The organism is Arthrobacter sp. ISL-48 (assembly GCF_018613805.1).
Classification (GTDB): Bacteria; Actinomycetota; Actinomycetes; order Actinomycetales; family Micrococcaceae; genus Arthrobacter.
Genome location: NZ_JAGGPL010000003.1, coordinates 1,000,299 through 1,025,107, shown reverse-complemented (window position 1 = coordinate 1,025,107; position 24,809 = coordinate 1,000,299). Strand labels below are relative to the sequence as shown.

Below are 24,809 nucleotides of genomic sequence, written 5' to 3'. Positions count from 1 at the left end.
GATCCAACAAGTCTCGATGAGCGGCCGCAGGCGGAAAGCGCTGTTATCGGCTTTGGCTATCGGCACCAGCATTCCCGCCGCTCTCGCCGGTATGGCTCTACCTGCGATTGCGGCGCATACAGAGTTGCCAAGCTCCGTGACTCTTGTCGGGTCGCTTCAGGATGAACTGGGGTGTGCAGGGGAATGGCAGCTGGAATGTGCGGCTACACGGCTTCAGCCTGTCCCGGGCACGGAAGGTATTTACCAAGCGACCTTCGACGTTCCGGCCGGAAGTTATGAAGTCAAGGCTGCCCTAAACGACTCCTGGGCAGAGAACTATGGTGCGGATGGAATTGCCGGTGGTGCGAACATCCCGGTCCAGGCACCGGGAGGACCGGTGACGTTCACTTACGACCACAGCACGCACCGTTTAAGTGACGACTTGCCTGAGTCCTTGGGCGGTCCCTCTGCAGGACACTGGCTCACGTCGGACACGATTGCGTGGAAGGGACTTGACCCGGCCCAGGCGACTTCATTCGCGCTCTACACTGCCGCAAACGGCGGCCTTACAGTCTCGGACGGGAACATACGCGGCGGAAAGGCCAAGCCGCTTAGCCTCCAGCCTGGGGGACTTGACGGCGCGTTGGCTGCGAAATATCCGCACCTGGCCGGGTCCACGGTAATGAAACTGCACGCGGACGCAGCACGGGAAGCGCGGGAACTTCTCAAGGGCCAGCTAATTCTGTCTGCCCAGGACGCGGCAGGCAAAACCGTCGCAACGACCGGCCTTCAGATCCCCGGGGTCCTGGATGAGGTGTATGCCTCGGCTGCAAAGCAGGACCTCGGGCTGCGCTGGAAGAGCGATCGGCCGGAGCTGTCCCTTTGGGCGCCCACCGCGCGCAACGTGACACTCCAGGTCTACGCCAACGGATCCGGCGGGGAGCCCAAAGCCAGCGTCCCTATGAAAGACGGCCGAGACGGCGTCTGGTCAGTCCTAGGCGACAAGGGATGGAAGGGTGACTACTATCTCTTCGAAGTGGAAGTTTTCGTCCCCGAGACAGGCAAAGTCGAGAAGAACTTCGTCACCGATCCTTACAGTGTGGGATTGTCAACGAACTCCGAACGCAGTTTCCTCGTGAATCTGGGCGACCCGGCCTTGGCTCCCGCCGACTGGGAAAACATCGCCAAGCCTGTCGTCGAAAAACCCGAGGACCTCTCGATCTACGAACTGCACGTCCGTGACTTTTCTATCGCAGACAAGACCGTGCCGTCCTCGGACCGTGGAACCTATAAGGCTTTCACTCACCAAGACAGTGACGGCATGCACCACCTGCAGGAAATGACCAAGTCTGGCATCAACGCCGTCCACCTTCTCCCGGTGAATGACATGGCCACCATCGATGAACGTCGCGAGCTGCAACAGGAACCGCACTGTGATCTGCCGGCCCTTCCCCCAGCCAGTGAAGAACAGCAGGCCTGCGTAGGCGCCGTTGCCGCCAAGGACGGGTTCAACTGGGGTTATGACCCACTGCACTACACAACCCCGGAGGGGTCCTACGCCACCAATCCCGAGGGCGCCGTCCGAACCCTCGAATTCCGTGAAATGGTCGCAGGGCTAAACAAAGCAGGGGCCCGCGTGATCCAGGATGTCGTCTACAACCACACTTCCGGCGCCGGACAGAACTCCTCCCATAACCTGGACCGCATCGTCCCGGGCTACTACCACAGGCTCAACCCGACCACCGGCGCCGTGGAGACTTCAACCTGCTGCGCCAACACTGCAACGGAAAACACCATGATGGGCAAGCTCACGGTCGATTCCCTCGTCACGCTGGCCAAGACATACAAACTGGACGGATTCCGCTTTGACCTGATGGGACACCACACCAAGCAGAACCTCCTCGATGTCAGGGCAGCTCTGGACATGCTGACACTCCAGCGCGACGGAGTGGACGGAAAGAACATCTACCTCTACGGGGAAGGCTGGGATTTCGGGGAAGTCGCTAACGGCGCACGCTTCGTCCAGGCCACTCAGCAGAACATGGCCGGCACGGGAATCGGCACCTTCAACGACCGGCAACGCGACGCCGTCCGCGGAGGTACCCCCTTTGACGAGGACCCGCGCATCCAGGGCTTCGCCTCCGGGCTCTTTACCGATCCGAATCTGTCCCCGGCCAACGGAAGCCCGCAGGAACAGCGGGCCACGCTCCTGCTCGCCCAGGACCAGCTCAAAGTCGGCCTCACCGGAAACCTCAAGGACTACTCATTCATTGACCGAACCGGGGTCACCGTAAAGGGCTCGGACGTCGTCTATGGGGGCAAGCCCGCCGGGTACACGGCGGACCCCTCTGAAGCGATCACCTACGTTGACGCGCACGACAATGAGACCCTCTTCGACGCACTGACGCTGAAGCTTCCCCAGAGAACCTCCATGGAGGATCGCATCCGGATGAACACCCTCGCCCTGAGCACCACGGCCTTCGGCCAAGGCGTATCGTTCTGGCAAGCAGGCGCAGAAAACCTGCGCAGCAAGTCCCTGGACCGAAACAGCTACGACTCCGGTGACTGGTTCAACGTGCTGGATCACACCGGTACCACGAACGGGTTCGCCCGGGGCCTACCGCCTGAGCGCGACAACAGGGACAAATATCCCTACATGAAGCCCCTGCTTGCAGACCCGAAGCTGGTCCCGCAGCCGGTACATATCGCCGCCGCTCGTGAGCGCGCCGAAGAGCTGCTCGAAATCCGCAGGAGCTCTCTGCTGTTCCACCTTGGGGACGCCAAACTCATCCAACAAAAGCTCTCCTTCCCCTCGGCCGGCCCAGACCAGGCTCCCGGGGTTGTGGTGATGCGACTGGACGACACCGTGGGCTCTGACGTCGACAAGGACGTCAAGGGCATGGTCGTCATCTTCAATGCCTCGGACAAGCCGGCTACCCAGACCGTTCCGGGCACAGCGGGCGCGAGGTACAGCCTTCACCCGGTCCAGGCCTCGGGCACTGACCCGATTGTGAAGACGGCAGCCTATGATCCCGCCAGCGGTTCATTCACCGTCCCCGCCCGCACCGTAACCGTCTTCCAAGCCAAGTAAACGCAAGGGCCGGCAGAGTCGCTCTGCCGGCCCCTTGCCCCTGTAGTGAAAAGGGAAACACTCATATGCAACTGGTTATCCGTATCTCGGCCGAGACCTGCACCAAGAGGGACGTGGACGTCCGGCTTAATGAGCGATCGACACCGTCATGAGCATGGCGACAAGGGAACGGAGCGGAGGGGTGCTTGTCACCAGGCACTCGCCCGCACACTTCACCGTCGCCATCACCGCAGAGGTCCCTTATGGCTGGGTAAGAGAACACGACGAGACATGACCGGTCATATTCACATCACCAGCCCGCCACTACCAGCCCATAGATACCCCGCACCAGGCGCCAAGGGAAGGACGGTTGCGTCCCGCCGCCGCTAGCGATGCACATGTTGGCGGAACTCGAGAATGTTTTGGTCGCTGCGGCGACCAGAAGAACCCCCTACAGGATGCAGAGCGTCGCACCCAGGCAATCAGGCTGGGCGAATTTTGCCATAAAGCCGCCGGTTCTGAACTACCGAGACGCACAGCCGTGGATGGGCTGTGGCAGCCTCTTGCCCCATGGCACGGCCTCAGCCATTCCCTGGCTTCCCCTCTGTCCTGAATGGGCACCTCTTGAGGTCTGGCCCCTATTTTCGGGCCCGAACTTCATCTAGAAGTCTTAACCCCTCGAAGCCTTGACTTTGTGGCCTGCCTCACCTCATGCTTTTGACGGGCACTAAATTTACTAAAAATATAAAATGCTTCGCGGTTTGGCCTGCCCGTTGGCCACCGCCTAGCGAAAGGAATGACATCGATGTCTGACTCCCTCTTCTCACGTTCTGTTGACCGCCGTGCCGTGTTGCGGACCGGTATGTTGGGTGCGCTGGGCCTGGCAGCCGCCCCGGCACTGGCGGCCTGCGGTGGCGGTCCCACCTCCGGCGGATCCGGCACCGGAGGTAGTGTTTCCTGGGCAGCATGGGCCAACCCCGGCGAGGATGAACGCTATAAGCAGTTCGCCACCGAGCTCGGCAAGAAAATCAACGCCAAAGTCAACTTTCAGGCCGTCGTCGGCGACTATCAGGCCAAGATGCTCTCACAGCTTGCGGGCGGTGCTGCCCCCGATGCCTTCTACGTGGGCGATGCCGATATGGCCAAAATGATTGATGCCAAGCAAATCTCGGACTTGACCGAATACCTCAACGGCGGGAATGCCCCCATCAAGCTTGACGACTTCCCGGAGGATCTGTACCAGTGGTGCAAGCCTGCCGATGGCAGCGCCGGGATTTTCGGCATCCCGGTGGATTGCAATCCTTCTGTGCTCTGGTTCAACAAGGACGTTCTCTCCGCCGCAGGGGTGTCCCAGGATCCCTCACAGCTTTTCGAGGCAGGAACTTGGACTCCGGACGCGCTGGAGGATCTGCTGGGCAAGGTCCGCGCTTCCGGCAAGAAGGGGCTGATCCTGTCCAACTGGTGGTTCAACTGGTGCTGGGCCACTACCATGTCCGGTGGTCAATTGATCGACGAGTCCGGCAAGCTGGTTTTTGCCGACGATCCCAAGGCCCAGGAGGGACTGGAATGGCTGCTTGAACAGTTCAGGTCCGGCAACGTCACCTATGCAGGTTCCCTGCCTAAGGGCCAAAGCGGGGACGCCCTTTTCCTTGCCGGCCAACTCGCCTTAAACAATGTCGGCCGTTGGGCCCTGCCGACGCTGAAGGAGGTCAAATTCGGTTATGACATCGCCCCTGTCCCCTCGTCCTCGGGCAAGGACATCGTGCCGGTACCGGTCGCTGCGGCGGCCATTGCCCTCAATACCAAGGCCAAAAACCGAGAAAAAGGCCTAGAGCTGATCGGCAACTACGTCAGCCGCGACGGTCAGAAATTCCGGCTCTCCGGTGGCGGTAACGCCGTGCCATCAATCAAGGGACTGGACGAGATCGCCACAGAGGGCGGCGTGCCGGTGCACGGCCAGTGGTTCAACGATGTTGTGGCCAACGGATACGCCATTCCCCGTGCTTTCGTCGGCAATTCGAAAACCGCGACTGAACTGCCCCTTCTGGTCGACAAGCTGTTCAAGGATTCCTCGACGACGGCGGCGTCTTTCAGCTCTGCGGTCACCCGGCTGGTGGAGTCGACGAAGTGAGCACGCTGACCGCCGCCCCCGCGCAGGCACGGGTTGCCCAGTCCTCTAGACGCGGTATGTCGCGACGACGCAAGGACACAATCGCCGCGCTGGTCTTTCTGTCGCCGCAACTAGTCGGGCTGGCCGCCTTCATGGTCGGACCGTTGGTGTTTGCACTGGTGTTGGCCTTCAGCGACTGGGATGGCTTCGGTACCGCGGCGTTTGCCGGGTTCGGGAACTTCGCCGAGGTGCTGTCTAACCCGCGGATCCAGCGCTCGGTCCTGAACACGGTATGGTTTACGGCGCTGCAGGTGCCGGGCCTGATGATTTCAAGCTTTGTCTTTGCCCTGCTGATGCAGAAGGCAGGCAAAATGCTTTCGGTCTACCGGCTTTGTCTCGTGGCACCCTTGGTCACGTCTTCGGTGGCGGTTGCTGCGATCTGGTTGTGGCTGTTTAACTCGGAGATCAGCCCGGTCAGCAACGCTTTGCGCAGCATTGGCATTCAGTCCCCGGACTGGCTGCAGGACCCCAATTTCGTCATCCCAGCCTTCGCTATCGTGGCAATCTGGCAAGGCCTGGGCTACCAGCTGGTGATGTTCATGGCAGGACTGCAGAGCATCGGCTCTTCCTTCCTGGAAGCGGCCGAGCTGGACGGCTGCAGCGGGTGGCAGAAGCTTGTGCACGTCACTATTCCGCTGCTGTCCCCTACCATCCTGTTCCTCTCGATCACCTCGATCATCGGTTCATTCCAGATCTTCGATTACATCTACGTCTTCATGGACAGCAACGCTCCTGAGGCGGCCCGCACGATTGTGTACGAAATCGTCCAGATCGCCTTCCGCGAGTTTAATTTCGGCCAGGCATCCGCCTTGGCATTCCTGCTCCTGCTGTCCCTGCTCGGCATTACCGCTCTGCAGCTGGCAGTCCAAAAGAGATGGGTCCACTACGCAGAATGAGCACTTCCACCACTATCCGAAACAGCCGCCGGAGCGCGAGCGAGGATCCGAAGCGCCGGGGGTTGCACCCGCGGCGTATCGCTGGCCGGACCATCCTTCACGGGGTACTGGCTGCCTGCGCAATCCTCATGGCCCTGCCATTCCTCTGGATGCTGCTGTCTTCATTCAAACCGCTGACCGAGATCTTTGCGCAGCCCCCGGCCTTGTTCCCGCTCCAATGGACCACGGAGGGTTATGAGAAAGCCTTCGCAGGTGCCGACTTCATTCGCGGTTTCTGGAACAGTACCTACATTGCAGTAACCGTCACCGCGGTTTCCCTGCTCACCTCATGCATGGCCGCTTACGCCTTTGCCCGAATCGAATTCCGCGGAAGCAAGCCCCTGTTCATGGTGTTCCTGGCGACAATGATGGTTCCGGCCCAGCTGACCATCATCCCGCTCTACATCATCATGGGATGGCTCGGCTGGGTCGACACCCACGCAGCACTGATCGTACCTGCCGCACTCTTCAACGCTTTCGGAGTGTTCCTCCTGCGCCAGTACGTTAAAGGCATCCCGAAGGAGCTTGAGGAGGCAGCCGAACTGGACGGTGCGAGCCGCTTCCGGATCTTCACCACCATGATCCTGCCGCTGCTGCGCACCCCGCTCACCGCGCTGGGAATCTTCACTTTCCTGGGGCAGTGGAACAACTTCTTCGGCCCGCTGATCTTCCTCAACAGCGACGCGAACTTCACACTCCCGCTGCTGGTGAACCAGTTCAAGGGCCAGTACGGCGCTGACTGGACCGCCCTCATGGCCGCTACCACCCTGGCGGCAGCACCGTTGCTGATCATGTTCGGCATCGCCCAACGCCAGATCGTCGATGGCATCGCCCTCTCCGGATCCAAATCCTAACAACCGCACCGAGGACCCGGATTACGGCGTCAGGAACCACACTCATCCACCATGGTGGGCATCTTCGCCTTCCTGGGTTCATGGAATGACTTCCTGCTGCCACAGATGATGATCGCGGACCCGGCCCTGCAGACCCTTCCTGTGGTGCAGATGCTCTTCCAGGGCGAATTCAACACCAACTACAGCCTCGCTTTCGCGTCGTACCTTATGGCCATGGCACCAACGCTGGTGGTTTACATCCTGGCCCAGCGTTGGGTACTGTCCGGAGTCATGCGCGGTGCAGTCAAGTAGTCCCAACAATCCACCCGGCAACAACTCCAACAAGAAGAAAAGGATCATCCCTTGTCCACCACTGCCACGCTGGCAACCCTGTCCAATTCAGACCGCCTTGCCGATCCCAACTGGTGGCGCCAGGCTTCCGTCTACCAGATCTACCCGCGCAGTTTCTCCGACTCCAACGGCGACGGGCTGGGTGACATCAAGGGCATCACGGCCAAGGTCCCGTACCTGGCGTCGTTGGGGATCGACGCCGTCTGGCTGAGTCCGTTCTATCCTTCGGCGCTCGCCGACGGAGGTTACGACGTCGATGACTACCGCGACGTCGACCCCAAGCTTGGGACGCTGGAGGACTTCGACGAGATGTCCAGCGCGCTGCATGCCGCCGGCATCAAGCTCATTGCAGACATCGTCCCCAACCACTCCTCGAACCGGCACGAATGGTTCAGGGAGGCACTCGCGTCACCGAAGGGCTCTGCCGCCCGGGACCGCTACATCTTCCGGGACGGCAAGGGCCCGAACGGCGAGTTTCCGCCGTCGGACTGGGACTCCGTGTTCGGCGGCCCGGCCTGGGAGCGCATCACCGAACCGGATGGCACGCCCGGCCAGTGGTACATGCACATCTTCGCCAAGGAGCAGCCGGACCTTAACTGGGCCAACCGGGAAATCCGCGACGACTTCCTCAAGACCCTGCGCTTCTGGTCGGACCGCGGCGTGGACGGCTTCCGCGTGGACGTTGCGCATGCCCTGACGAAGGACCTCACCGAACCGTTGCTGTCCAAGCTTGAGCTGACCGAGGCCAACACCGGTACGGACGGATTCGACGACGGCTCCCACCCCTTCTGGGACCGGGATGAGGTCCACGAGATCTACGCCGAGTGGCGCGCCGTCTTCAACGAGTACAACCCGCCGCGCACCGCCGTCGCCGAAGCCTGGGTGCATGCCACCCGGCGCGCGCGCTATGCCAGCCCCGGAGGCCTGGGCCAGGCTTTCAACTTCGATCTCCTGCAGGCCGACTTCGACGCCGAGGAGTTCCACGAAATCATCACCCGCAACCTGGGCGAAGCGAAGGCCACAGGCGCGTCCTCCACGTGGGTTTTCTCCAACCACGACGTCGTCCGTCACGCCACCCGCTACGGCCTGCCGAACGCTTCCAAGGGCAACAAGCACGCCAAGGGCCAGGACGGCAAGGACTGGCTGCTGGCCGGCGGTCCCAAGGAGGAACTGGACGTGGAACTCGGGGAGCGCCGGGCCCGTGCCGCCACCCTGCTGATGCTTGCCTTGCCCGGTTCCGCCTACCTGTACCAGGGCGAGGAACTGGGCCTCCAGGAGGTAGCCGAGATTCCTGAATCCGAGCGCCAGGACCCGTCGTACTTCCGCAACAGGGGCGTCGAAATCGGTCGAGACGGCTGCCGCGTGCCGCTGCCGTGGAAGGTTGAAGGGACCTCCTTCGGCTTCGGTGACGGCGGCGCCCACCTGCCACAGCCGGACTGGTTCAGCAAGTATGCATTGGAGGCACAGGACGGCACCGACGGCTCCTGCCTGGAGCTGTACCGTTCCGCGCTGAAGCTGCGCCGCGAACTGCAGGCTGCGGAGGAACTGGAATGGAACGAGACGGGCAATCCGGAGGTCCTGCACTTCAGCCGTCCCGGCGGCTGGCAGTCCGTGACCAACTTCGGGAACACCGCCGTCGAACTCCCCGCGGGGACCGTCCTGGTCAGCAGCGCTGCATTGGAAGACGGCAAGCTGCCGGCGAACAGCACCGCGTGGCTTCGCGGCACACCGTGACCGGCGGCACATCAGCGAAAACTCTTTGAAGCAGCAACGGCGGGTACGGGCGAACTCCCCGGACCCGCCGTTGTTCAGTTGCTCTTCTTACGGATTTAGCACCCCGTTGAATTCGTTCGTGTAGAGCTTCTTGGGATCGATTTGGTCCTTGATAATTCCGCTGTCCTTCAGCCATCCTTCCCAGCGGGTGAAGTCCACGTCCTTAATCTCGCCCTTGGATGGAACTCCCACGCTCTTCCAGTACTGCAGGGCAGCGGGGTCCTCGTTGCGGCCGCGCTCATTGAGGATCTTGGTGAACCGGGCGATCACTTCGTCGCGGGGAGTGTTCCGTTCCCACTCGATGGCCTTGGCAACCCCGGTGGTGAACGTCCTGGTGGTGTTGGGGTTCTTGGCGATGAAGTCGTCGCGGAGGACGTAGGGGCCGCCGGCGAACGTTCCGAACAGCGAGTAGTCGTTGAAGACCGAACGCAGGCCGCCGGCGGCTACGGCCTTGTCCTGCAGGACCCCGCCCAGGACACCTGCATCCACCTGGCCGCGCCGGATGGCCTCTTCGGTGTCGTTGGGCGGCACCACCACCAGCTGGACCTGCTTGGTTTCCTCTTCGTCCAGTCCGTTCTGCTGGAGGTAGCTGTTGATCACCGCATCGGAGTGTGCCCCGAGCGTATTAACGGCGACTTTCTTGCCGATGAAGTCCCGGGCCGTCTTGATCGGGCTGTCCGCTTTGACGTAGAAGCCGTTGAAGGTCTTCTCGTCTTCGCCGTAGTAATTGATGACGGCCTTAACCGGCGCGCCGGCTTCCACCAACTTCACCACGGCTCCGGCGAACGCTCCGCCGAAGTCTGTCTGCCCGGTGGCGGCTGACTGGATATCCTGCGGACCGCTGATGGTGTTGCCAACCCAGGTCAGCTTCACGTCGCCGAAGTATCCAAGGTCCTCGGCAAGCTCGGGAAGGGTTACCTGGTTGGCCCAGCCCTGGTAACGGAGTTCCTTCACCTCGGTCGCTGACCCATTGGGGGCTCCCTCACCGCCCGCGGCTGTTCCGCCGCAGCCGGAGACCGTCAGCGAAAGTACGACGGCGGCCGCGAGGCTTATGAGGGGAACGTGCAGTTTCATGGAGGTTCTTTCCTGGGGTCGGTTTGTTGGGGTTCCGTCCGGATCGGCTGGACGTTGGAATCGATGTAAGCGCATCCGCCCGGGCAGGGAAAAGCCGCGGGGTAACGCTGGGAAATGGCAGGAAACGGGAAGAAACCGCAGGAAACAGCGCGCCATTCCGGGTAACGCGGGTTCACGACCCCGAAATGGGTCACCGGGGTGCGGCACATGAACCTGCATCTGTCTTGGCGCCAGCACTCTGCGCCCGGTCACATCCGGTTTTGTTCGTATTGATCCTCACTAGAACGGACATTTCTTCGCCTTGGCGCGGGCCGGGCAGATACGGTAGATGTATGACCACTACCGCCGCCACCGAGACAGTTCGGCCCGAACGCCATATCCCCGCAGAAATCGCCCGCTCGTGGCTTCTGGTTAACGCGATGAAAACAGAGCTGTTTGACCAGTCGGCCGTCTCGCGCGCCGACTCGATCATCCTGGACATCGAAGACGCTGTGGACCCGTCGCAGAAGGACCACGCCCGCGGCAACGTGGTGGACTGGCTTTCCCGCGGGGGCAAGGCCTGGGTGAGGATCAACGATGCCACCAGCTCGTTCTGGGCGGACGACCTTGCCGGACTGCGTGGAACGCCCGGACTTCTCGGCGTGATGCTGGCCAAGACCGAATCCGCTGACCAGGTGACCGAGAGCTACCACCGGATGGACGGCAAAACGCCGGTCATCCCGCTGGTGGAATCCGCCCTCGGCATCGAGGAAGCCAACAACATCGCCAAAGCCCAGGGCGCGTTCCGCCTGGCCTTTGGCTCGGGTGATTTCCGCCGCGATACCGGCATGGCCGCAACCCCGGAGGCAATGGCGTACCCGCGGGCCAAGCTCGTTGTCGCCAGCCGGGTGGGCAACCTGCCCGGTCCCATCGACGGCCCCACGGTCGGCACCAGCCATCCCATCCTGCGCGAGCAGACCGGCATCACCGTGATGATGGGCATGACCGGCAAGCTGTGCCTGGCCATTGACCAGACTCCCGTCATCAATGAAGTGATCAGTCCCACGCCGTCTGACGTTGCCTGGGCCACGGACTTCATGGCCGATTTCGAAGCCAACGGCCGCGTCATCCGTGACGGCTCGGACCTTCCCCGCCTGGGCCGCGCCGAGAAGATCATGAAGCTCGCGGTAGCCTTTGGGGTGCAGCCGGCGCTGTAGCGCCTGAACCCCTTTTTTTGCAGAGCAGCACAGGAGACCCCGTGACCGATAGCAGCTATCTGGTCCACGGGGTCTTTTGGGATGGTGCGCCGGCCCGGACCCGCGGGCACGACGGCGGCAGCCCGGTTTTACGGCTCCAGCCGCCTTCAGGAGCGCTCAGGGATATCAGCCTCGGCCCCGGATCAAGCCTCGGATTCCGCCTCGCGGCAGGCGGCAGGTTCTGCCTGGGGCATCACAAGGTTTTCTCAGCTTCCAAGCGTGAACACGTTCTCTGCCCCGCCAGGGCTCAGGCGACCAGGGGCAAGCAATGCGAACGGTGCCTTGTCCTGGACGATTCCCGGCTTATCCACGATTTCCATCGGGGCGGCCGCGTCCCGGACGGGCTGCGAACCTACCTCATGCAGGAACACTGGCTGTACGTTGCCACTTTTGCGAGTGGCGCCAGCAAGGTAGGCACCGCCTCAAACCTCAGAAAATGGAACCGGCTGGCAGAACAGGGAGCCGTGGTGGCCAGGTATGTGGCCAGGGCGGAGGACGGCCGGGTGGTGCGGATCCTTGAGGACATGGTCAGCCGGGAAACCGGGCTCGCGCAGCGGGTCCGGTCGGCGGCTAAGGCCCAGGCCCTGACTGAGCCGCGGCCGGGGCCGGAACTGGACGCCATCAATGGCGGGCTTGCTGCCAAGGTCCGGGCATCACTGGGGCAGGCCGGCGTCGGCGGCTTCGATGTTATCGAAGAAGAGTGGGTCCGGCCGGCCCAGGCTGCTGCCCTCTGCGCGCCGGCTGCCCGGCATGCCTATCCACACGACCTGGACGCCGGCCAGCACGGATTCCGCGTTGCTGCTCTCTGCGGTCCAAACGCGCTTGCCGCCCTTCCTGGCACCGACGCACAGTTTGTGGTGAACCTCGGCCGGCTGGCCGCCCGGCCGATTGTCCTGGGTGACTTCGCCTCGGAGGTGCCGGCTGTGCAGGAATCCCTGTTCTGAACAGGCTCGGTAGACTGTCAGGGTGCTGAATGAATTCTGGGCCACCGCGCCCACTTCCTATAAAGTCCTGGTTTTCACTGCCATGGGCCTCATCGCCGCCGGAATTGCCATCAATATTGCGGGCAACACTGCACAGAACCAGGGCCTGGTCACTGCATCACTGCCGGTGATCGGGCTGGGGCTCATCCTGCACCTGGTGGGCTTCGGGTACCGTGGCCGCCAGGTCCGGAAGACCCTCCGCAAGTAGCCGGATTGCCAGGTGGCCGGTGGCGGAACGATAGGCTTGAGGCCATGACTATCAATCCGGACCTGCAGGGCCGCAGCTACCCTGCCGCAGAGGTGTACGACGTCGGCCGTGAGAAAATCCGCGAGTTTGCTCGCGCGGTCAAGGCCACCCACCCGGCCCATTTTGAGGTCGAGGCCGCCAAGGCCCTGGGACACAGCGACCTCGTGGCTCCGCCCACGTTTGCCATCATCATCGCCCAGCGGGCCGATGCCCAGCTGATCGAGGATCCGGATTCCGGTATCGATTTCTCCCGGGTAGTCCACGCGGACCAGCGCTTCACCCACCACCGTCCGATTTTCGCCGGCGACCGGCTGGTGGCCGAGCTGCACGTGGACGGCGTCCGCGCCATGGGCGGTGGGGCCATGATTACCACGCGTTCGGAAATCTTCGCCCTGACAGGGAACGACGGCGGGGACCGCCAGAGCGTCGCCACCACCACATCATCCATCCTGGTCCGGGGAGAGGGACAGTAACCATGAGCCCCAGCTTCGACGAACTCACCGCCGGCCAGGACATTGGCAGCCGCACCATCGAGGTCACCCGCACGGACCTGGTGAAGTATGCGGGCGCCTCCGGTGACTTCAACCCCATCCACTGGAACGAGGCCTTCGCCACCGGCGTGGAACTTCCCGGCGTCATCGCGCATGGCATGTTCACCATGGGAGCCGCCGTACAACTGGTGACTGACTGGGCAGGCGACCCTGCCGCCGTCGTCGACTTCCAGACCCGCTTCACCAAACCGATCCTGGTGGCCGACACCACCGGCACCGGTCAACCCGGGGCCACCATCGAAGTCAGCGGCGCTGTCGGAAAGGTCGACCCCGATGCCGGCACCGCCCGTGTCGACCTGACCGTCGTCTCAGCCGGGCAGAAGGTGCTGATGAAGGCCCAGGCAGTCGTCAGGCTGTCCTGAGGGTGAACAGGTGACCCGGACATTGCTCTCCGCCCTGACCACTGCCGCCGTCGGGGGCCCGGCCAGCGGGTTCATCGAGGCCAGGACCGAGGCTGAAATCATCGAGGCAGTCCGCTCAGCCGATACAGCGGGGGAGCCGCTGCTGATCATCGGCGGCGGCTCCAACCTCCTGATATCCGACGACGGGTTCCCCGGAACGGTAGTCAGGATCTCCTCAGAAGGGTTCACGGTCAACGCCGAGGACTCTTGCGGCGGGGTGGCAGTGGTGGTCCAGGCCGGACACAACTGGGACGCCCTCGTGGAGCACGCAGTGCTGCATGCGTGGTCCGGCATAGAGGCCCTCGCCGGTATCCCGGGTGCCACCGGAGCGACGCCGGTGCAGAATGTGGGCGCCTACGGCTCTGATGTTTCCCAGACCATCGCCGTGGTGCGGACCTGGGACCGCTCGCGGAACGCCGTGAAGACCTTCACCAACTCGGAGCTGAAGTTCGGCTACCGGGACTCCATCCTCAAGCAGACCACCGTGAACGGGTCCCCCCGCTACGTGGTGCTCACGGTTGAGTTCCAGCTGCCCCTCGGCCGGATGAGTGCGCCTATTCGTTATGCGGAGCTGGCGCGTGCACTGGGTGTGGAGCCCGGCAAGCGGGCGTATTCGAACGATGTCCGCCGGGAAGTGCTGCGGCTGCGGGCTTCCAAAGGCATGGTGCTGAACCCGGCCGACAGGGACACGTATTCCACCGGTTCGTTCTTCACCAACCCCATCGTCCCTGCAGAGGTGGCGGCCGGACTGCCGGATTCTGCGCCGCGGTATCCTGCCGGTCAAGATGGCCTGCTGAAGCTTTCCGCAGCCTGGCTGATCGATAATGCCGGGTTCGGCAAGGGTTTTGGCCTGTCGGAAAACAGTGTTTCCGGTGGACGGGCCTCACTCTCCACCAAGCACACACTTGCTATCACCAACCGCGGCTCCGCCAGCGCCGAGGACATGGTGGCCATCGCACGTGCGGTGCGTGCCGGCGTCGTCGAACGCTTTGGCATCGAACTGCATCCGGAACCGCTGCTTATCGGGCTGGAGCTTTAGCGGGAAATGGCGTTGACGTCGGCGGCGTCGCCGTCGATCAGCCGCACGTTCGCTGCCATTCCCAGGACGGCCGAGGCCCAGCCGAGGAGGGCCAAGTAGGGGCCCATAAAGAGCCAGACCAAAAGCCCCGGCAGGGACGGACTGGTGGGACCCGCCAAAATGCAGGTCAGGAGACCGATGACGGCGATGGCCTGGGAAAGGATCCAAAGGATCCGGCCGCCGCCCGGGTGCCGCCGCCAGTCGCGGATGATCCGGAGCCTGTTGCGGCTGACTCGGACACCCGGAAACAGGACGGCGTAGCCTCCGCCCAGGCTGAATATCAGGGAGGGCAGCAGCAGCCATAGCTCGGATGTGTCATCGGCCTGGAATCCGGCGACGGCGAGCAGTCCAGCGGCAACTCCCACCAGGACCGAAAGAGTTCCGCCGACCATCCATCCTTTTGTTTCGCGCGCGAACAACTGCCACAAACTCCCCAAAGTCATGGTTCTACCCTAGCGTCAGTGCTCTCTGCTTCCGGACCCGGTCGGAAGCGGCGAACTCCTGGCTGCGGTTGTCAGGCCGTGACCCTAGGATGAGGGCATGGCGATAACAGCCGGAAACCGGATGACGCGCAAAATCATGGGTCGGCTGCGGCTGGCCTCCCAACGGCTGGTCGGAAGCGGGTTCGGCTCGGCGGCCGATGCAGTTCGGTGGATGACGGCCATGCAGGCGCAGGATCTGCAGGCAGCGTTATGGGCCGTCGGTGTGCGGGTTCCGGGGGCCGGTGTGGGTGACGTCCGGGCCGCGATCGACGCCGGCAGCGTGGTCCGCTCGTGGCCGATGCGCGGCACTCTTCACCTCGTGGCGCCCGAAGACCTGCGCTGGATGCTGGAGATTACCAACGACCGCCTCAGCAGGGGGATAGCGGGAAGGCACAGGGAACTGGACATCACCCGTTCCGACATTGAGAAGTGCCGCGATATTGCCCTGGAGCGGATTGCCGGTGAAGGTCCCGTCAGCCGGACTGAGCTCTTTTCGGTCTTTGACGCTGCCGGGCAGTCGACAAGCGGGCAGCGGGGCATCCATATTCTGGGAACCCTGTGCCGCAATGCTTGGCTGGTCCAGGGGCCGCTGGCAGCCAACCAGCAACTGCTTGTGGCGTTCGACGACTGGATCCCCGTCTCCCGTGGCCTGGACCGGCAGGAAGCCATCGCCGAGTTCATGCTGCGTTACTTCACGAGCCATGGCCCGGCTACGCTCCGCGATTTCGCCTGGTGGACACAGGTCCCCCTCACCGAGGTCCGGGCCGTCTTCGAGGAAATCCGCGGCCAGCTCATTGAACTTAGCTTCGAGGACACGAGCTACTGGGTGTCACCCGGAACCGCGTCACTGCTCGACGCCGGTGTCCCCGGCCAGCGATCAGTCCACCTCCTCCCCGGCTTTGATGAGTTTGTGCTTGGCTACACGGACCGGAGCCTGGTCCTGGCACCCGAGCACGCCGGGAAGATCGTCCCGGGCGGCAACGGCGTCTTCAAGAAGACACTGGTCGTCGGGGGAGAGGTGATCGGAACGTGGGCACGCCAGGGCAACGGCCGGGGCAGCGCCGTCGAGCCTGAACTCTTTGATGACAACAAGCCCCTTGGCCCGGGTGCCCAGGCAGCATTCAACAAGGCCGCCGCACAGTATCTGACGTTCCTGGACCGCTGAGCGCAAAGAAGCCTCTCGCCCTGGCGAGCGGCCCTGCCCCGCAGGAGCGGTGCTGGTCGACACCGTTCGTGCGGGGCAGGGCCGTCGTTAGGCAATAGGCAGGCTACAGGGTCCCTGTCGCGATGTTGAGCATGCGCCGAAGCGGCTCCGCAGCGCCCCAAAGGAGCTGGTCGCCTACGGTGAAGGCGCTGACGTACTCGGGGCCCATTTCGAGCTTCCGGATACGGCCCACCGGGATGTCCAGCGTGCCCGATGCGGCCACGGGGGTCAGTCCCGCCATGGAGGCTTCCTTGGTGTTCGGAATCACCTTGGCCCACTCGTTGTCCTCGGCCACGATCTTCTCGATCTCGGCCACGGAAAGGTCCTCGCGGAGCTTCAGGGTGAGGGCCTGGGAGTGTGAGCGCATGGCGCCGATACGGATGCACAGGCCGTCCATGATGACGTGGTTCTCCTCCGAGGTGCCCAGGATCTTGTTGGTCTCGACCCCGGCCTTCCACTCCTCCTTGGACTGGCCATTACCCAGGTCCGCGTCGATCCAGGGGATCAGGGACCCGGCCAGCGGCACGCCGAACTGGGTGGCGTCGATGTCCGTGCGCTGGTGGGCCAGGACCTTGCGGTCGATGTCCAGGATGGCCGACGCCGGGTCGTCCAGTTCCGTGCTGACCTGGGAGTTGAGCGTGCCGAACTGACTGAGCAGCTCGCGCATGTGCCGGGCGCCGCCGCCGGAGGCAGCCTGGTACGTCATGGAGGTGCCCCATTCGACCAGGTTGTTCTTGAACAGGCCGCCCAGACCCATCAGCATGCAGGAGACCGTGCAGTTGCCGCCGATAAAGTCCCTGGTGCCGTTGATCAAGCCCTTGTCGATGACATCGCGGTTAATCGGGTCCAGCACGATGATCGAGTCATCGTTCATGCGCAGAGTGGAGGCAGCGTCGATCCAGAGGCCGTCCCAGCCTCGGCTGCGCAGCTCGGTGTGGACGCGCTTGGTGTAGTCGCCGCCCTGGGCGGTGACAATAATAGGCAGCTTCGCCAAAGTGTCGACGTCGAACGCATCCTCGAGCTTGCCAGCCCCCTCTGCAAACGTCGGGGCGGCACCTCCCGCGTTTGAGGTGGAGAAAAATACCGGGTTGATGTTGGCGAAGTCGCCCTCGTCCTGCATGCGCTGCATCAGGACGGAACCGACCATGCCACGCCAACCGACCAGTCCAACGGACGGATTAGCTGCTGTAGTCATTCGTCCAGTTTAGACTTTGGAATGCGCTGGGCGCAGTCGGTTACGTCACCCGCGAATGTACGACGTCCGGAGTATGCGACGCCGGAACGCACCGCCGCAAGACGCCTCAGAAGCCTGGCTCCGGGACACCGCGGCGCGCCGCCGCTGCCGTCGGCCTCTTCGTCGATGGTGGTGACCACCGCGACGTTGGCGAGCCCGGTCAGTCGAATTGCCGTGAGGTGGGCTCCGGTATGCCGCGTTCTGCACGGACGCGTTTGGCCTTGTAGGCTTTGGCGGCCAAGCGGGCGGAATACACGACACCGCCGACGCCCGCAGCAGTCAAAACAAGGGCCCCCCACATTGGATCCTGGCCCCTGCCGGTGGGAGCGGCCACGAGCATAATCGAAAACACGGCCAGGGCCGCGAAGAAAACTGCCATTGCAATCAGGCCGCCGGCAGACCGGACCGTGGGGTGGGAACTGGCGGTCACCACGCCGATCTCATCGCGGGCATAGCTGTAGAGCCGTCCATCCGTGGTGCGGCACAAGACACGCTTCTCGCCCCGCGCCACGGCTTCGTTATGGAAGGCACGGACCTGGTTGTCGTGGCTAGCGCTGTCGCCGCTGGTTGTTCCGGACTGCACGCTAGTCCTGTCGGATGGTTCGGATGTGATCCAGCACCTGGGGTTCGCTGAGGCCGTTCAATTCCTGGATGGCCTGGGATGGCCCGTCGAGCGCTCCGTACCCTACCGTCCAGCTTTCGCCGGTCCGCTTGATGAGCAGTTGCTGATTCGTGGGATCCTCCAGCAGCCGCATTGTGGCACCGCCCGCCGGGTTGTCCTCAAGGTGCTTGCGGACAATGTAAAGGTTGGCCTCTGCCGGGCTCACATCTGGACGCTGTGCCATGGCGAACCAGCTGAGATAGGCCCTGGGTTGCAGAAATATGCTGTACTCCGGGGACTCGACGGACAGGACGTTGTCCACCGAATCGGCGGTCAGGAGGTTGATCTGGACACGCTTGGTGGCCTGCGTCAGCGCGGCCGTGACCGCTGCCACCGGACCGGCAACGGAGAGTTCGCCGCCGAGGGCGGCCTTGGCGGCTCCCCTGGCCACCAGCGAGGAAGCCCCCGCGGACATCAGCGAAGCATCGTCGAGTTCTTTCCCGAGCCGCAGCGCCTCCGCGGACGCTGTGGCTTCGGGGCCCCGCCTGAGGTTCAGGAGGACCAGCAATTCCGCGAAGCCAAAGCCAAAGGCGTCCGGGTACACATGTTCGGCAGTGGATGGAGCGGAAGTCATAGATTCAGTCACTCGATTTTCTCCTCAGTTCTCAGAAGCCAAAAAAGTCGCCGACGGCTTCGGCGCCGTCGCTGACTGCATCACCGACGGCCTCCGCTCCATCGGCGATCTTGCCGCCGACATAGTTGACGGAGTCGTGGATGACAGGGACGTTGTCGTAGAGGGCAAGTGCGCCGCTGGCCACCATGCAAGCCGTGCCGGCAGGAGGCGGCAGGAAGGATCCAGCACCCAGGAGTGCCTTCGTGGTTGAATAGGCGGCCGAACCGTAATCGCCCTCCTGGAAGTTGTTGTAGGCGTCGAGGCCGTCCAGGCCGACACCAATAACGCCCAGTCCCTTGCTGAACCCATCGATGACTTTGAAGGCCTTGGTGTCGTCGGCCAGATTCAGTACTTCGTGAAATTTTCCCTCGAACAAGCTGTTGGACATGTTGAAGAACTTGCTGAATTCGTTTGAATTCTGGAACGCGCGCCATGCCGCGGGGTCCATGAAATCGCCGATGCGCGACTTATGGAGCATCGCGCCGATGTCAAAGAGGCCGGCACGCAGGTTGGGAAATGCCTTCGTCAGGCTGTAAATGTCCCAGCCGTCGCGGAACGGCGAGTCAGGATCTGCCAGCCAGTCCGGTCCCCATGGATCGATTCGCGGTTGCCCGGAGCCAGCCGGGCCGCCACTTTCAGGAACTCCCGCGGAGACACCCGGTCCGCCGCCGGAGTGGCTCGCCTTCTCCTGCTCATTGGCGTTCTCCAGCAGCCTTTTGGACTGCTGTTTGAGCGCGGACGCCGTCTGCTGGATCAGCGCTCGATGCGTGCCATTCCAGTCCGAGCGGAATTTGGCGGCGTCCTGCCCCTTCCATGAAGGGTTGTTGTTGATCTGGTTGCTGAGCTGCGACGACTGCTGGAGCAGGCTGTCCGAAACCTTGCCAAGCTGCTGCGCGAGAGTCCTCAGCTGGGCAACGTCCGCGCCCCACAAGTTTCCTGCCACAAGCAATGTCCCCCCAAAATATTCAGGCTGCAGCCATCCGTCAGGCTGCCAGCACAACTCTAATAGATGCACGGGAGGGCTGCGATGGGCTGGACTGCCCATGGTTGTTAGCTGATCTGCGCGCACGTTGAAGCGGCTGGGGTCAAAGAGCGTGCCGTCAGACGACAGAACACCGCCCCTCCGCCAAGACTTTCCTGTCAACCATGTCTTCCGCCATTTCTAAGGACCCCTGGAACATCCCCGTGCGCGAAGCGACTAACGGCGGTCCATTTCCTCCATGACGGCGCTCTTGCGGGCCCGGAGCGCAAAGAAGGCACCGAAGGCGAAGACCTGCGTCACCACAACGAGCACGATGATGCCAGCGATTTTGTTGCCGCCCAGGATCATGGTCAGGCCAACGATTGCGGACAGCAGGGCGAGCAACGGCAACAGCATGTAGCCGAGGACAAAGAGGGTTTCCGGCTTCTTCAGCATGTCAGCCCTCCGTCCGTATCCATTTGGTGAACCTGTACCGCGTTCCGTTGGCGGCAGTCAGCCAGCCGTCGGGGGGAACTGAGGCCGCCGCCTCCCACGTTTCGCCAAGCTCGGGCGCGAACGTGTCGCCGTCGGCCTCCACGTCAATGGTGGTCACCACTGCAACACTGGCAAGGTCGGTGGACTGCCGGAAGACCTCTCCTCCGCCGAGGATCCACACGGTCTCGCCGCCGTCCACGAACTGGGATTCGAGGAGGGCATCGTCCAGGGAGGGAACCACGACGGCGCCTACCGCCTCGGGTGTCTCCGCCCAGTTTTTCTGACGGGTGATGACGATGTTGGTTCTGCCGGGCAGGGGACGGTACTTGTCCGGGAAGGACAGCCATGTCTTGCGGCCCATGATCACGGGATGACCCATGGTCAATTGGTTGAAGTGCTTTAAATCCTCCGGCAGGTGCCACGGCATATCGCCGTCCTTGCCAATGACGCCGTTAGCGGTCTGGGCCCAGACAAGGCCCACCCCGGAGACGGAATCCGCGATCTCCTGGGCAAAGGACTGGGGATCTGCAGTGTTTTCGGTGCTCATACGGCGATCGGGGCCTTAATCGTGGGGTGGTGCCGGTAGCCCACCACCTCAAAGTCTTCCAGCGTGTAGTCAAAGATCGACGACGGCTTGCGGGTGATCTTGAGCTGCGGGTATTCGTACGGCTCCCGGTCCAGTTGCTTGAGGACCTGGTCCATGTGGTTCTCGTAGATGTGCACGTCGCCTCCTGTCCAGACGAACTCTCCGGGCTCCAGTCCCACCTGCTGCGCGATCATGCAGGTAAGCAGGGCGTACGACGCGATGTTGAAGGGCACACCCAGGAACATGTCGGCGCTGCGTTGGTAGAGCTGGCAGGAGAGTTTGCCGTCCGCAACGTAGAACTGGAAGAACGCGTGGCACGGCGGCAGTGCCATGTCTTTAAGTTCCGAGACATTCCAGGCGGACACGATATGGCGGCGTGAGTCGGGGTTGGATTTGAGGTTCTCCACCAACTCCGCGATTTGGTCAATGTGGCCGCCTTCGGGGGTTGGCCAGCTGCGCCACTGGACGCCGTACACCGGCCCAAGTTCGCCCTCTGCGTCCGCCCATTCATTCCAGATGGTCACGCCCTGGTCCTGCATCCACTTCACATTGGATTCGCCCCGCAGGAACCATAGAAGCTCTACAGCGACCGACTTGAAATGGACGCGCTTGGTGGTGATCAACGGGAAACTCCCGCCAAGGTCAAAGCGCAACTGGCGGCCGAACACACTGGTGGTACCCGTTCCCGTGCGGTCGGACTTGTGTGTGCCGTGCGCCATGACGTCGCGCAGGAGGTCTTCATAAGGCGTTGGGATGCTCACGGCTAAAGTCTACTTTGCCTGGGCCCTGGTTCCGTGGAGGGTCAGCCTTTCTGAGTTTTCCGCGTACCAGGTCGAGCAGGAGTTCGTCACTCAACCCTGCATCGCGGCTGGCGCTGACCAGGAGGCCGACGGCGGTTGTGACCGATTCCGGAACGGCGTCCCGGCCGCCGGGCCCGCCTCGGCTGCCGGGGGAAACCACTGTGCCCAGCCGCCGTCGGGATTCAATGGAGCCTGACGCCTCCAGTTCCTTATAGGCCCGGGCCACAGTGCCGGCGGCAATGCCAAGATCGGCGGCAAGGCTGCGGACAGTGGGCAGGCGGCTGCCGGGGGTCAGGGCGCCTATTGCGATCAAAGAGCTGATCTGCGAGCGGATCTGCTCGTACGGCGGTGTCGCTGACCGTAGATCGACCGAGATTCCGGCGTTCACTGCACGGTTTCGGTTTCGGCTTTGCGCTGTCGGGGGGAGGCCGGAGTGCGTGCAAAGCCCCTGACGGGAATAACGGCAATGACCACTCCTGCTGTGGCAACCAGCGCGCCCGCGGTGACCGAAGGCTGCCAGGGGGATAGCCCCGCTTCCAGCGGCAGTCCAAGGATCGGTAGCCACGCACGGCTGGCCGTGATGAGCAGCAAGCCCGCCTGGACGGCGAAGCAGGCTGCCAGGGTGCGGACCACCCGGTGCACTGTGATCGCGCGGAGCGCCGCATCCAAGCCGGGGACAACCGCCGTGATGCCACGCCGGAAGCGGGCAGCGGCAAGCGGCAGCGACGAAAGGATCACGACAGTGCTGGTAGCCAGTACCGTTGTGGTCCAGCTGGGCGGAGCGGCCAGCATCGCTTCACCTGCCGCGGTAACCAAGGCCACCGCGGCGAGGAGAGTGAGTGTGATGACGGTTGTGGTTAGCAGCGCCGGGCTGACCGGCTGCTGCGGCCACGTCCTCGGTTCGTGGAGGGACCCGTGGTTGCGGTGCATCAGAAGCTCCCCGGCAGCGATGACGGCAAGTACCGCCGCCGCCGTCAATGCCGCGAACCATGCCGGCTGTCCCCAAAAGAGCACGCCAGGAAAGAAGAAGCCTGCAATGGCGGGTATCACCGGGGCAAGGCTGAGGGCCGCGCCCAGCGAGACGGAGAGCCTGGTGGCGGGCTGCGTGGCAGCTGCCGAAGCGGGAAGGGTGCGCCCCTTGCGGCCAACCTGTCTGCCGGCAAGCTTGGGTGGGACCCACCACCACATAGCCAGCAGTACAGCCAGTGAACCAAGGCCGGCAGGATTGAACCAGCCGTTCGTGGGGCCAGAGGGATCTGGCCATGCTGCGAAGTTCCCGGCAATGGCGGCCAGTCCCGCCGCGATGGTGGCCACGGTGCGCAGCAGCCTGTTCATCGCGATGGTACGCAGCAGATCGTTCTCGCCGGCGTCCAGTGCTTCCAGTTGGCGGCGCTTGGCAATGAGCATGAGGACAAGGCCCGTACCGATCGCCAGCACCATCAGCCCGGCGCCCAGGTAGGCGGCCAGGTCAATGCCCGGAATGCGCCCGGCGCGTCCCGCGCCAGTGGAATCTCGGGGATGTACCTCCACAGCGGTGGAGGGGACTGGATCGAATCCCTGAAGAGTTGCCACCCAGGCGATCTGGACAGCCGATGCCAGGAAAATAGCGGCAACGGTCCACGCCAGGGGCCGCGGGAGGAAGTCGAGTACCCGCCGGACGTCAAGGGTGGCCATCCGGCGAGGCAGGCGGGGACCGGGATAGCTGAGCTGTCCGATTGCATGCACCGCGAGGCATCCCAGGATGGGCCAGGCGAGTACCGTGAGAATGGCCCCGGGTGTGGCCACTGCGGCAGAGCCCGCATTCACGGGGAGGATCCCTGCGTTCGAGGCCTGCTGCAGGGAGCTGCCCAGCCAGCCGATTACCCCTACCCAGAGGGCATGTTGGGAGACAGTAACTTTGGACGTTCCGCCTTCCGGGGCCGAGATCACCCAGCGGAGCAGGACATACACGCCGGCGGCCAGGAGGAAAGGCCACAGCAGGACCATGGGCGCTACATGCTGGAAGATCACGTCAAAACCACTGATATCAAGCACTTCATCCCCCAAGACTGCGCATCAATGTACTAAGTACATGATACAAAGTTTCCCGGGTCAAGCAGGGCCGGGCTCAGTTGCTAATCCTCGAACGGTTTGAACTGCTCTACCGCCACGATCCGGTTCTTGGCCCCTGGTGCCACATGGCATACGAGCATCTCTCCGGGCGACAGGTACGGCTGCGAGGACGGCAGGATCTCGCGTAGCTGGGCTGGCATGTGCCTGGCCAGCTGGTCCATCACCGTGGGGAGTGCCGGGCGGTGGGTGCAGACGGCCACGGCGCGCTGTTTGTCGAAGAGGGACTCGACTACCGCAGCGGTCTTCTTGGGATTCCTGGCATGCTTGTGCTCCGTTAGGTTGTCCGCAAGCTTGACCTTCGCCCCTGAGGCGTTGACGTAGGGCATGACTGTGGCCACACACCGCAGCCACGGGCTGCTTACCACGCGCAGCGGTCGCCACACCTGCAGCAGCCGCCCCACCGCCTTCGCCTGCCGGATTCCCGTGGCGGCCAAGGGCCGCTCGCCTTCGGCTTTGGTCCAGGAGGACCGGGGCTTGGCCTTGGCATGGCGCACCAGGACCAGCGGCCAGGTGCTCAATTCACCGCGTTCGTGGGCCGTCCCCAGGTACTCCAGCGGAACGACGTCGGAGGGATTGGAGAGCAGGGACGCTGCCTTGTCCGGGGCGCACCACATAACACTGTCCACTTCCTTGCCGTCAGGGACAAGCCGTGCTCCGTTGACCTGGACCGCCCAGTAATGCACCACTTTCAGTCCCGAAGCCACGTGGTAGTGGATGGGCGGAAGGGGGATGCCAAGCTGCGCGGTGAGCCCGATCTCCTCCTGCACTTCACGCACGGCGCATTCCGGAATGGTCTCGCCGGCGTCGATCTTGCCCTTGGGCCAGGACCAGTCGTCATACCGCGGCCTGTGGATGAGCAGGACCTCAAGCTGGTCCTTGTTGACCCGCCATGGCAGGGCTCCCGCGGCGATGACCGCTACCGGTTCCCCTGGATGGTCTGTCTGGTCCGCTACGAGTGCATCGCTTGACAATGCGTCAGTC

At 63.2% G+C, this 24,809-nt stretch carries 25 protein-coding genes and 1 pseudogene; 14 read left to right on the top strand and 12 right to left on the bottom strand.

What is annotated here, in order from left to right; genetic code table 11:
• The first annotated feature begins 136 nt into the window (after positions 1-136).
• The 7 genes and pseudogenes from pulA (at position 137) to J7E83_RS08580 (ending at position 9,072) form a co-directional block, all read left to right on the top strand.
• Positions 137-3,070 carry a pullulanase-type alpha-1,6-glucosidase gene (pulA, locus tag J7E83_RS08605; RefSeq protein ID WP_311379613.1) on the top strand — a complete coding sequence of 978 codons (2,934 nt, stop codon included), beginning with the start codon at positions 137-139 and terminating at the stop codon, positions 3,068-3,070.
• 148 nt (positions 3,071-3,218) lie between these two features.
• Positions 3,219-3,344 (top strand): hypothetical protein, encoded by a 126-nt coding sequence (locus J7E83_RS21395; RefSeq protein WP_285289315.1) that lies wholly within the window; start codon positions 3,219-3,221, stop codon positions 3,342-3,344.
• Between the two features lie 510 nt (positions 3,345-3,854).
• Positions 3,855-5,180 (top strand): ABC transporter substrate-binding protein, encoded by a 1,326-nt coding sequence (locus tag J7E83_RS08600; protein WP_214960835.1) that lies wholly within the window; start codon positions 3,855-3,857, stop codon positions 5,178-5,180.
• On the top strand, positions 5,177-6,115 hold the full coding sequence (locus J7E83_RS08595) for a carbohydrate ABC transporter permease (RefSeq protein WP_214960832.1): 939 nt from the start codon (positions 5,177-5,179) through the stop codon (positions 6,113-6,115). Before J7E83_RS08600 ends, J7E83_RS08595 begins: the two co-directional genes overlap by 4 nt.
• On the top strand, positions 6,112-7,008 hold the full coding sequence (locus tag J7E83_RS08590; protein ID WP_214960831.1) for a carbohydrate ABC transporter permease: 897 nt from the start codon (positions 6,112-6,114) through the stop codon (positions 7,006-7,008). Before J7E83_RS08595 ends, J7E83_RS08590 begins: the two co-directional genes overlap by 4 nt.
• 54 nt (positions 7,009-7,062) lie before the next feature.
• Positions 7,063-7,299: pseudogene (locus tag J7E83_RS08585) on the top strand (carbohydrate ABC transporter permease); the annotation flags it as partial.
• Positions 7,300-7,350: 51 nt separating this feature from the next.
• The gene (locus J7E83_RS08580) at positions 7,351-9,072 is read left to right on the top strand and encodes a glycoside hydrolase family 13 protein (protein WP_214960829.1); all 1,722 of its coding nucleotides are present in this window, start codon (positions 7,351-7,353) and stop codon (positions 9,070-9,072) included.
• Between the two features lie 87 nt (positions 9,073-9,159).
• Here J7E83_RS08580 and J7E83_RS08575 read toward each other — a convergent pair whose 3' ends face one another.
• A complete protein-coding gene (locus J7E83_RS08575; RefSeq protein WP_214960827.1) occupies positions 9,160-10,185 on the bottom strand; it encodes an ABC transporter substrate-binding protein in 1,026 nt (341 codons plus the stop codon).
• Positions 10,186-10,517: 332 nt separating this feature from the next.
• Here J7E83_RS08575 and J7E83_RS08570 point away from each other — a divergent pair, with 332 nt between their 5' ends.
• Genes J7E83_RS08570 through J7E83_RS08545 form a run of 6 tightly spaced genes read left to right on the top strand, consistent with a single transcriptional unit; the run spans position 10,518 to position 14,641 of the window.
• Complete coding sequence (locus J7E83_RS08570; RefSeq protein WP_214960825.1) at positions 10,518-11,381, top strand: CoA ester lyase; 864 nt, start codon at positions 10,518-10,520, stop codon at positions 11,379-11,381.
• Between the two features lie 41 nt (positions 11,382-11,422).
• Positions 11,423-12,364, top strand: a complete 942-nt coding sequence (locus J7E83_RS08565) for a DUF2797 domain-containing protein (protein ID WP_214960823.1) — start codon at positions 11,423-11,425, stop codon at positions 12,362-12,364.
• Positions 12,365-12,386: 22 nt separating this feature from the next.
• On the top strand, positions 12,387-12,611 hold the full coding sequence (locus J7E83_RS08560; RefSeq protein ID WP_214960821.1) for a DUF3188 domain-containing protein: 225 nt from the start codon (positions 12,387-12,389) through the stop codon (positions 12,609-12,611).
• Between the two features lie 44 nt (positions 12,612-12,655).
• Complete coding sequence (locus tag J7E83_RS08555; protein WP_214960819.1) at positions 12,656-13,123, top strand: MaoC family dehydratase N-terminal domain-containing protein; 468 nt, start codon at positions 12,656-12,658, stop codon at positions 13,121-13,123.
• 2 nt (positions 13,124-13,125) lie between these two features.
• A complete protein-coding gene (locus tag J7E83_RS08550; protein ID WP_214960817.1) occupies positions 13,126-13,563 on the top strand; it encodes a MaoC family dehydratase in 438 nt (145 codons plus the stop codon).
• Positions 13,564-13,573: 10 nt separating this feature from the next.
• The gene (locus tag J7E83_RS08545) at positions 13,574-14,641 is read left to right on the top strand and encodes a UDP-N-acetylmuramate dehydrogenase (protein WP_214960816.1); all 1,068 of its coding nucleotides are present in this window, start codon (positions 13,574-13,576) and stop codon (positions 14,639-14,641) included.
• Here the strand turns inward: J7E83_RS08545 and J7E83_RS08540 are convergent.
• Positions 14,638-15,123, bottom strand: coding sequence for a hypothetical protein (locus J7E83_RS08540; protein ID WP_214960814.1), 486 nt, complete (start codon positions 15,121-15,123; stop codon positions 14,638-14,640). The genes J7E83_RS08545 and J7E83_RS08540 overlap by 4 nt on opposite strands.
• A 97-nt stretch (positions 15,124-15,220) precedes the next feature.
• Here J7E83_RS08540 and J7E83_RS08535 point away from each other — a divergent pair, with 97 nt between their 5' ends.
• A complete protein-coding gene (locus J7E83_RS08535) occupies positions 15,221-16,327 on the top strand; it encodes a winged helix DNA-binding domain-containing protein (RefSeq protein ID WP_214960812.1) in 1,107 nt (368 codons plus the stop codon).
• A gap of 103 nt (positions 16,328-16,430) precedes the next feature.
• Here the strand turns inward: J7E83_RS08535 and asd are convergent, their stop codons facing one another.
• The 10 genes from asd to J7E83_RS08485 all read right to left on the bottom strand — a co-directional run bounded on the left by asd (position 16,431) and on the right by J7E83_RS08485 (position 24,799).
• Entirely contained in the window at positions 16,431-17,561 is a 1,131-nt protein-coding gene (gene asd / locus J7E83_RS08530; RefSeq protein WP_214960810.1) for an aspartate-semialdehyde dehydrogenase, read from the bottom strand.
• Between the two features lie 199 nt (positions 17,562-17,760).
• Complete coding sequence (locus tag J7E83_RS08525; RefSeq protein WP_214960808.1) at positions 17,761-18,183, bottom strand: hypothetical protein; 423 nt, start codon at positions 18,181-18,183, stop codon at positions 17,761-17,763.
• 1 nt (position 18,184) lies between these two features.
• The gene (locus tag J7E83_RS08520; RefSeq protein ID WP_214960806.1) at positions 18,185-18,847 is read right to left on the bottom strand and encodes a hypothetical protein; all 663 of its coding nucleotides are present in this window, start codon (positions 18,845-18,847) and stop codon (positions 18,185-18,187) included.
• Positions 18,848-18,866: 19 nt separating this feature from the next.
• A complete protein-coding gene (locus J7E83_RS08515; RefSeq protein ID WP_311379612.1) occupies positions 18,867-19,817 on the bottom strand; it encodes a hypothetical protein in 951 nt (316 codons plus the stop codon).
• A gap of 255 nt (positions 19,818-20,072) precedes the next feature.
• Positions 20,073-20,291, bottom strand: a complete 219-nt coding sequence (locus J7E83_RS08510; protein ID WP_214960804.1) for an NF038396 family protein — start codon at positions 20,289-20,291, stop codon at positions 20,073-20,075.
• A gap of 1 nt (position 20,292) precedes the next feature.
• Positions 20,293-20,877 (bottom strand): dihydrofolate reductase, encoded by a 585-nt coding sequence (locus tag J7E83_RS08505; protein WP_214960802.1) that lies wholly within the window; start codon positions 20,875-20,877, stop codon positions 20,293-20,295.
• Positions 20,874-21,677, bottom strand: coding sequence for a thymidylate synthase (locus tag J7E83_RS08500; protein WP_214960800.1), 804 nt, complete (start codon positions 21,675-21,677; stop codon positions 20,874-20,876). The genes J7E83_RS08505 and J7E83_RS08500 overlap by 4 nt, the downstream gene beginning before the upstream one ends.
• The gene (locus J7E83_RS08495) at positions 21,655-22,104 is read right to left on the bottom strand and encodes a GntR family transcriptional regulator (RefSeq protein WP_214960798.1); all 450 of its coding nucleotides are present in this window, start codon (positions 22,102-22,104) and stop codon (positions 21,655-21,657) included. The genes J7E83_RS08500 and J7E83_RS08495 overlap by 23 nt, the downstream gene beginning before the upstream one ends.
• Positions 22,101-23,750 (bottom strand): hypothetical protein, encoded by a 1,650-nt coding sequence (locus J7E83_RS08490; protein ID WP_311379611.1) that lies wholly within the window; start codon positions 23,748-23,750, stop codon positions 22,101-22,103. Before J7E83_RS08490 ends, J7E83_RS08495 begins: the two co-directional genes overlap by 4 nt.
• 80 nt (positions 23,751-23,830) lie before the next feature.
• Positions 23,831-24,799, bottom strand: coding sequence for an NUDIX hydrolase (locus tag J7E83_RS08485; RefSeq protein ID WP_214960796.1), 969 nt, complete (start codon positions 24,797-24,799; stop codon positions 23,831-23,833).
• Positions 24,800-24,809: the final 10 nt, after the last annotated feature.

Bases quoted from the DNA above. Each gene is read 5' to 3' on its own strand.
- J7E83_RS21395 (WP_285289315.1), top strand. From the start codon at position 3,219: ATGAGCATGGCGACAAGGGAACGGAGCGGAGGGGTGCTTGTCACCAGG.
- J7E83_RS08600 (WP_214960835.1), top strand. From the start codon at position 3,855: ATGTCTGACTCCCTCTTCTCACGTTCTGTTGACCGCCGTGCCGTGTTG.
- J7E83_RS08590 (WP_214960831.1), top strand. From the start codon at position 6,112: ATGAGCACTTCCACCACTATCCGAAACAGCCGCCGGAGCGCGAGCGAG.
- J7E83_RS08575 (WP_214960827.1), bottom strand. From the start codon at position 10,185: ATGAAACTGCACGTTCCCCTCATAAGCCTCGCGGCCGCCGTCGTACTT.
- J7E83_RS08570 (WP_214960825.1), top strand. From the start codon at position 10,518: ATGACCACTACCGCCGCCACCGAGACAGTTCGGCCCGAACGCCATATC.
- J7E83_RS08555 (WP_214960819.1), top strand. From the start codon at position 12,656: ATGACTATCAATCCGGACCTGCAGGGCCGCAGCTACCCTGCCGCAGAG.
- J7E83_RS08550 (WP_214960817.1), top strand. From the start codon at position 13,126: ATGAGCCCCAGCTTCGACGAACTCACCGCCGGCCAGGACATTGGCAGC.
- J7E83_RS08540 (WP_214960814.1), bottom strand. From the start codon at position 15,123: ATGACTTTGGGGAGTTTGTGGCAGTTGTTCGCGCGCGAAACAAAAGGA.
- J7E83_RS08535 (WP_214960812.1), top strand. From the start codon at position 15,221: ATGGCGATAACAGCCGGAAACCGGATGACGCGCAAAATCATGGGTCGG.
- asd (WP_214960810.1), bottom strand. From the start codon at position 17,561: ATGACTACAGCAGCTAATCCGTCCGTTGGACTGGTCGGTTGGCGTGGC.
- J7E83_RS08510 (WP_214960804.1), bottom strand. From the start codon at position 20,291: ATGCTGAAGAAGCCGGAAACCCTCTTTGTCCTCGGCTACATGCTGTTG.
- J7E83_RS08505 (WP_214960802.1), bottom strand. From the start codon at position 20,877: ATGAGCACCGAAAACACTGCAGATCCCCAGTCCTTTGCCCAGGAGATC.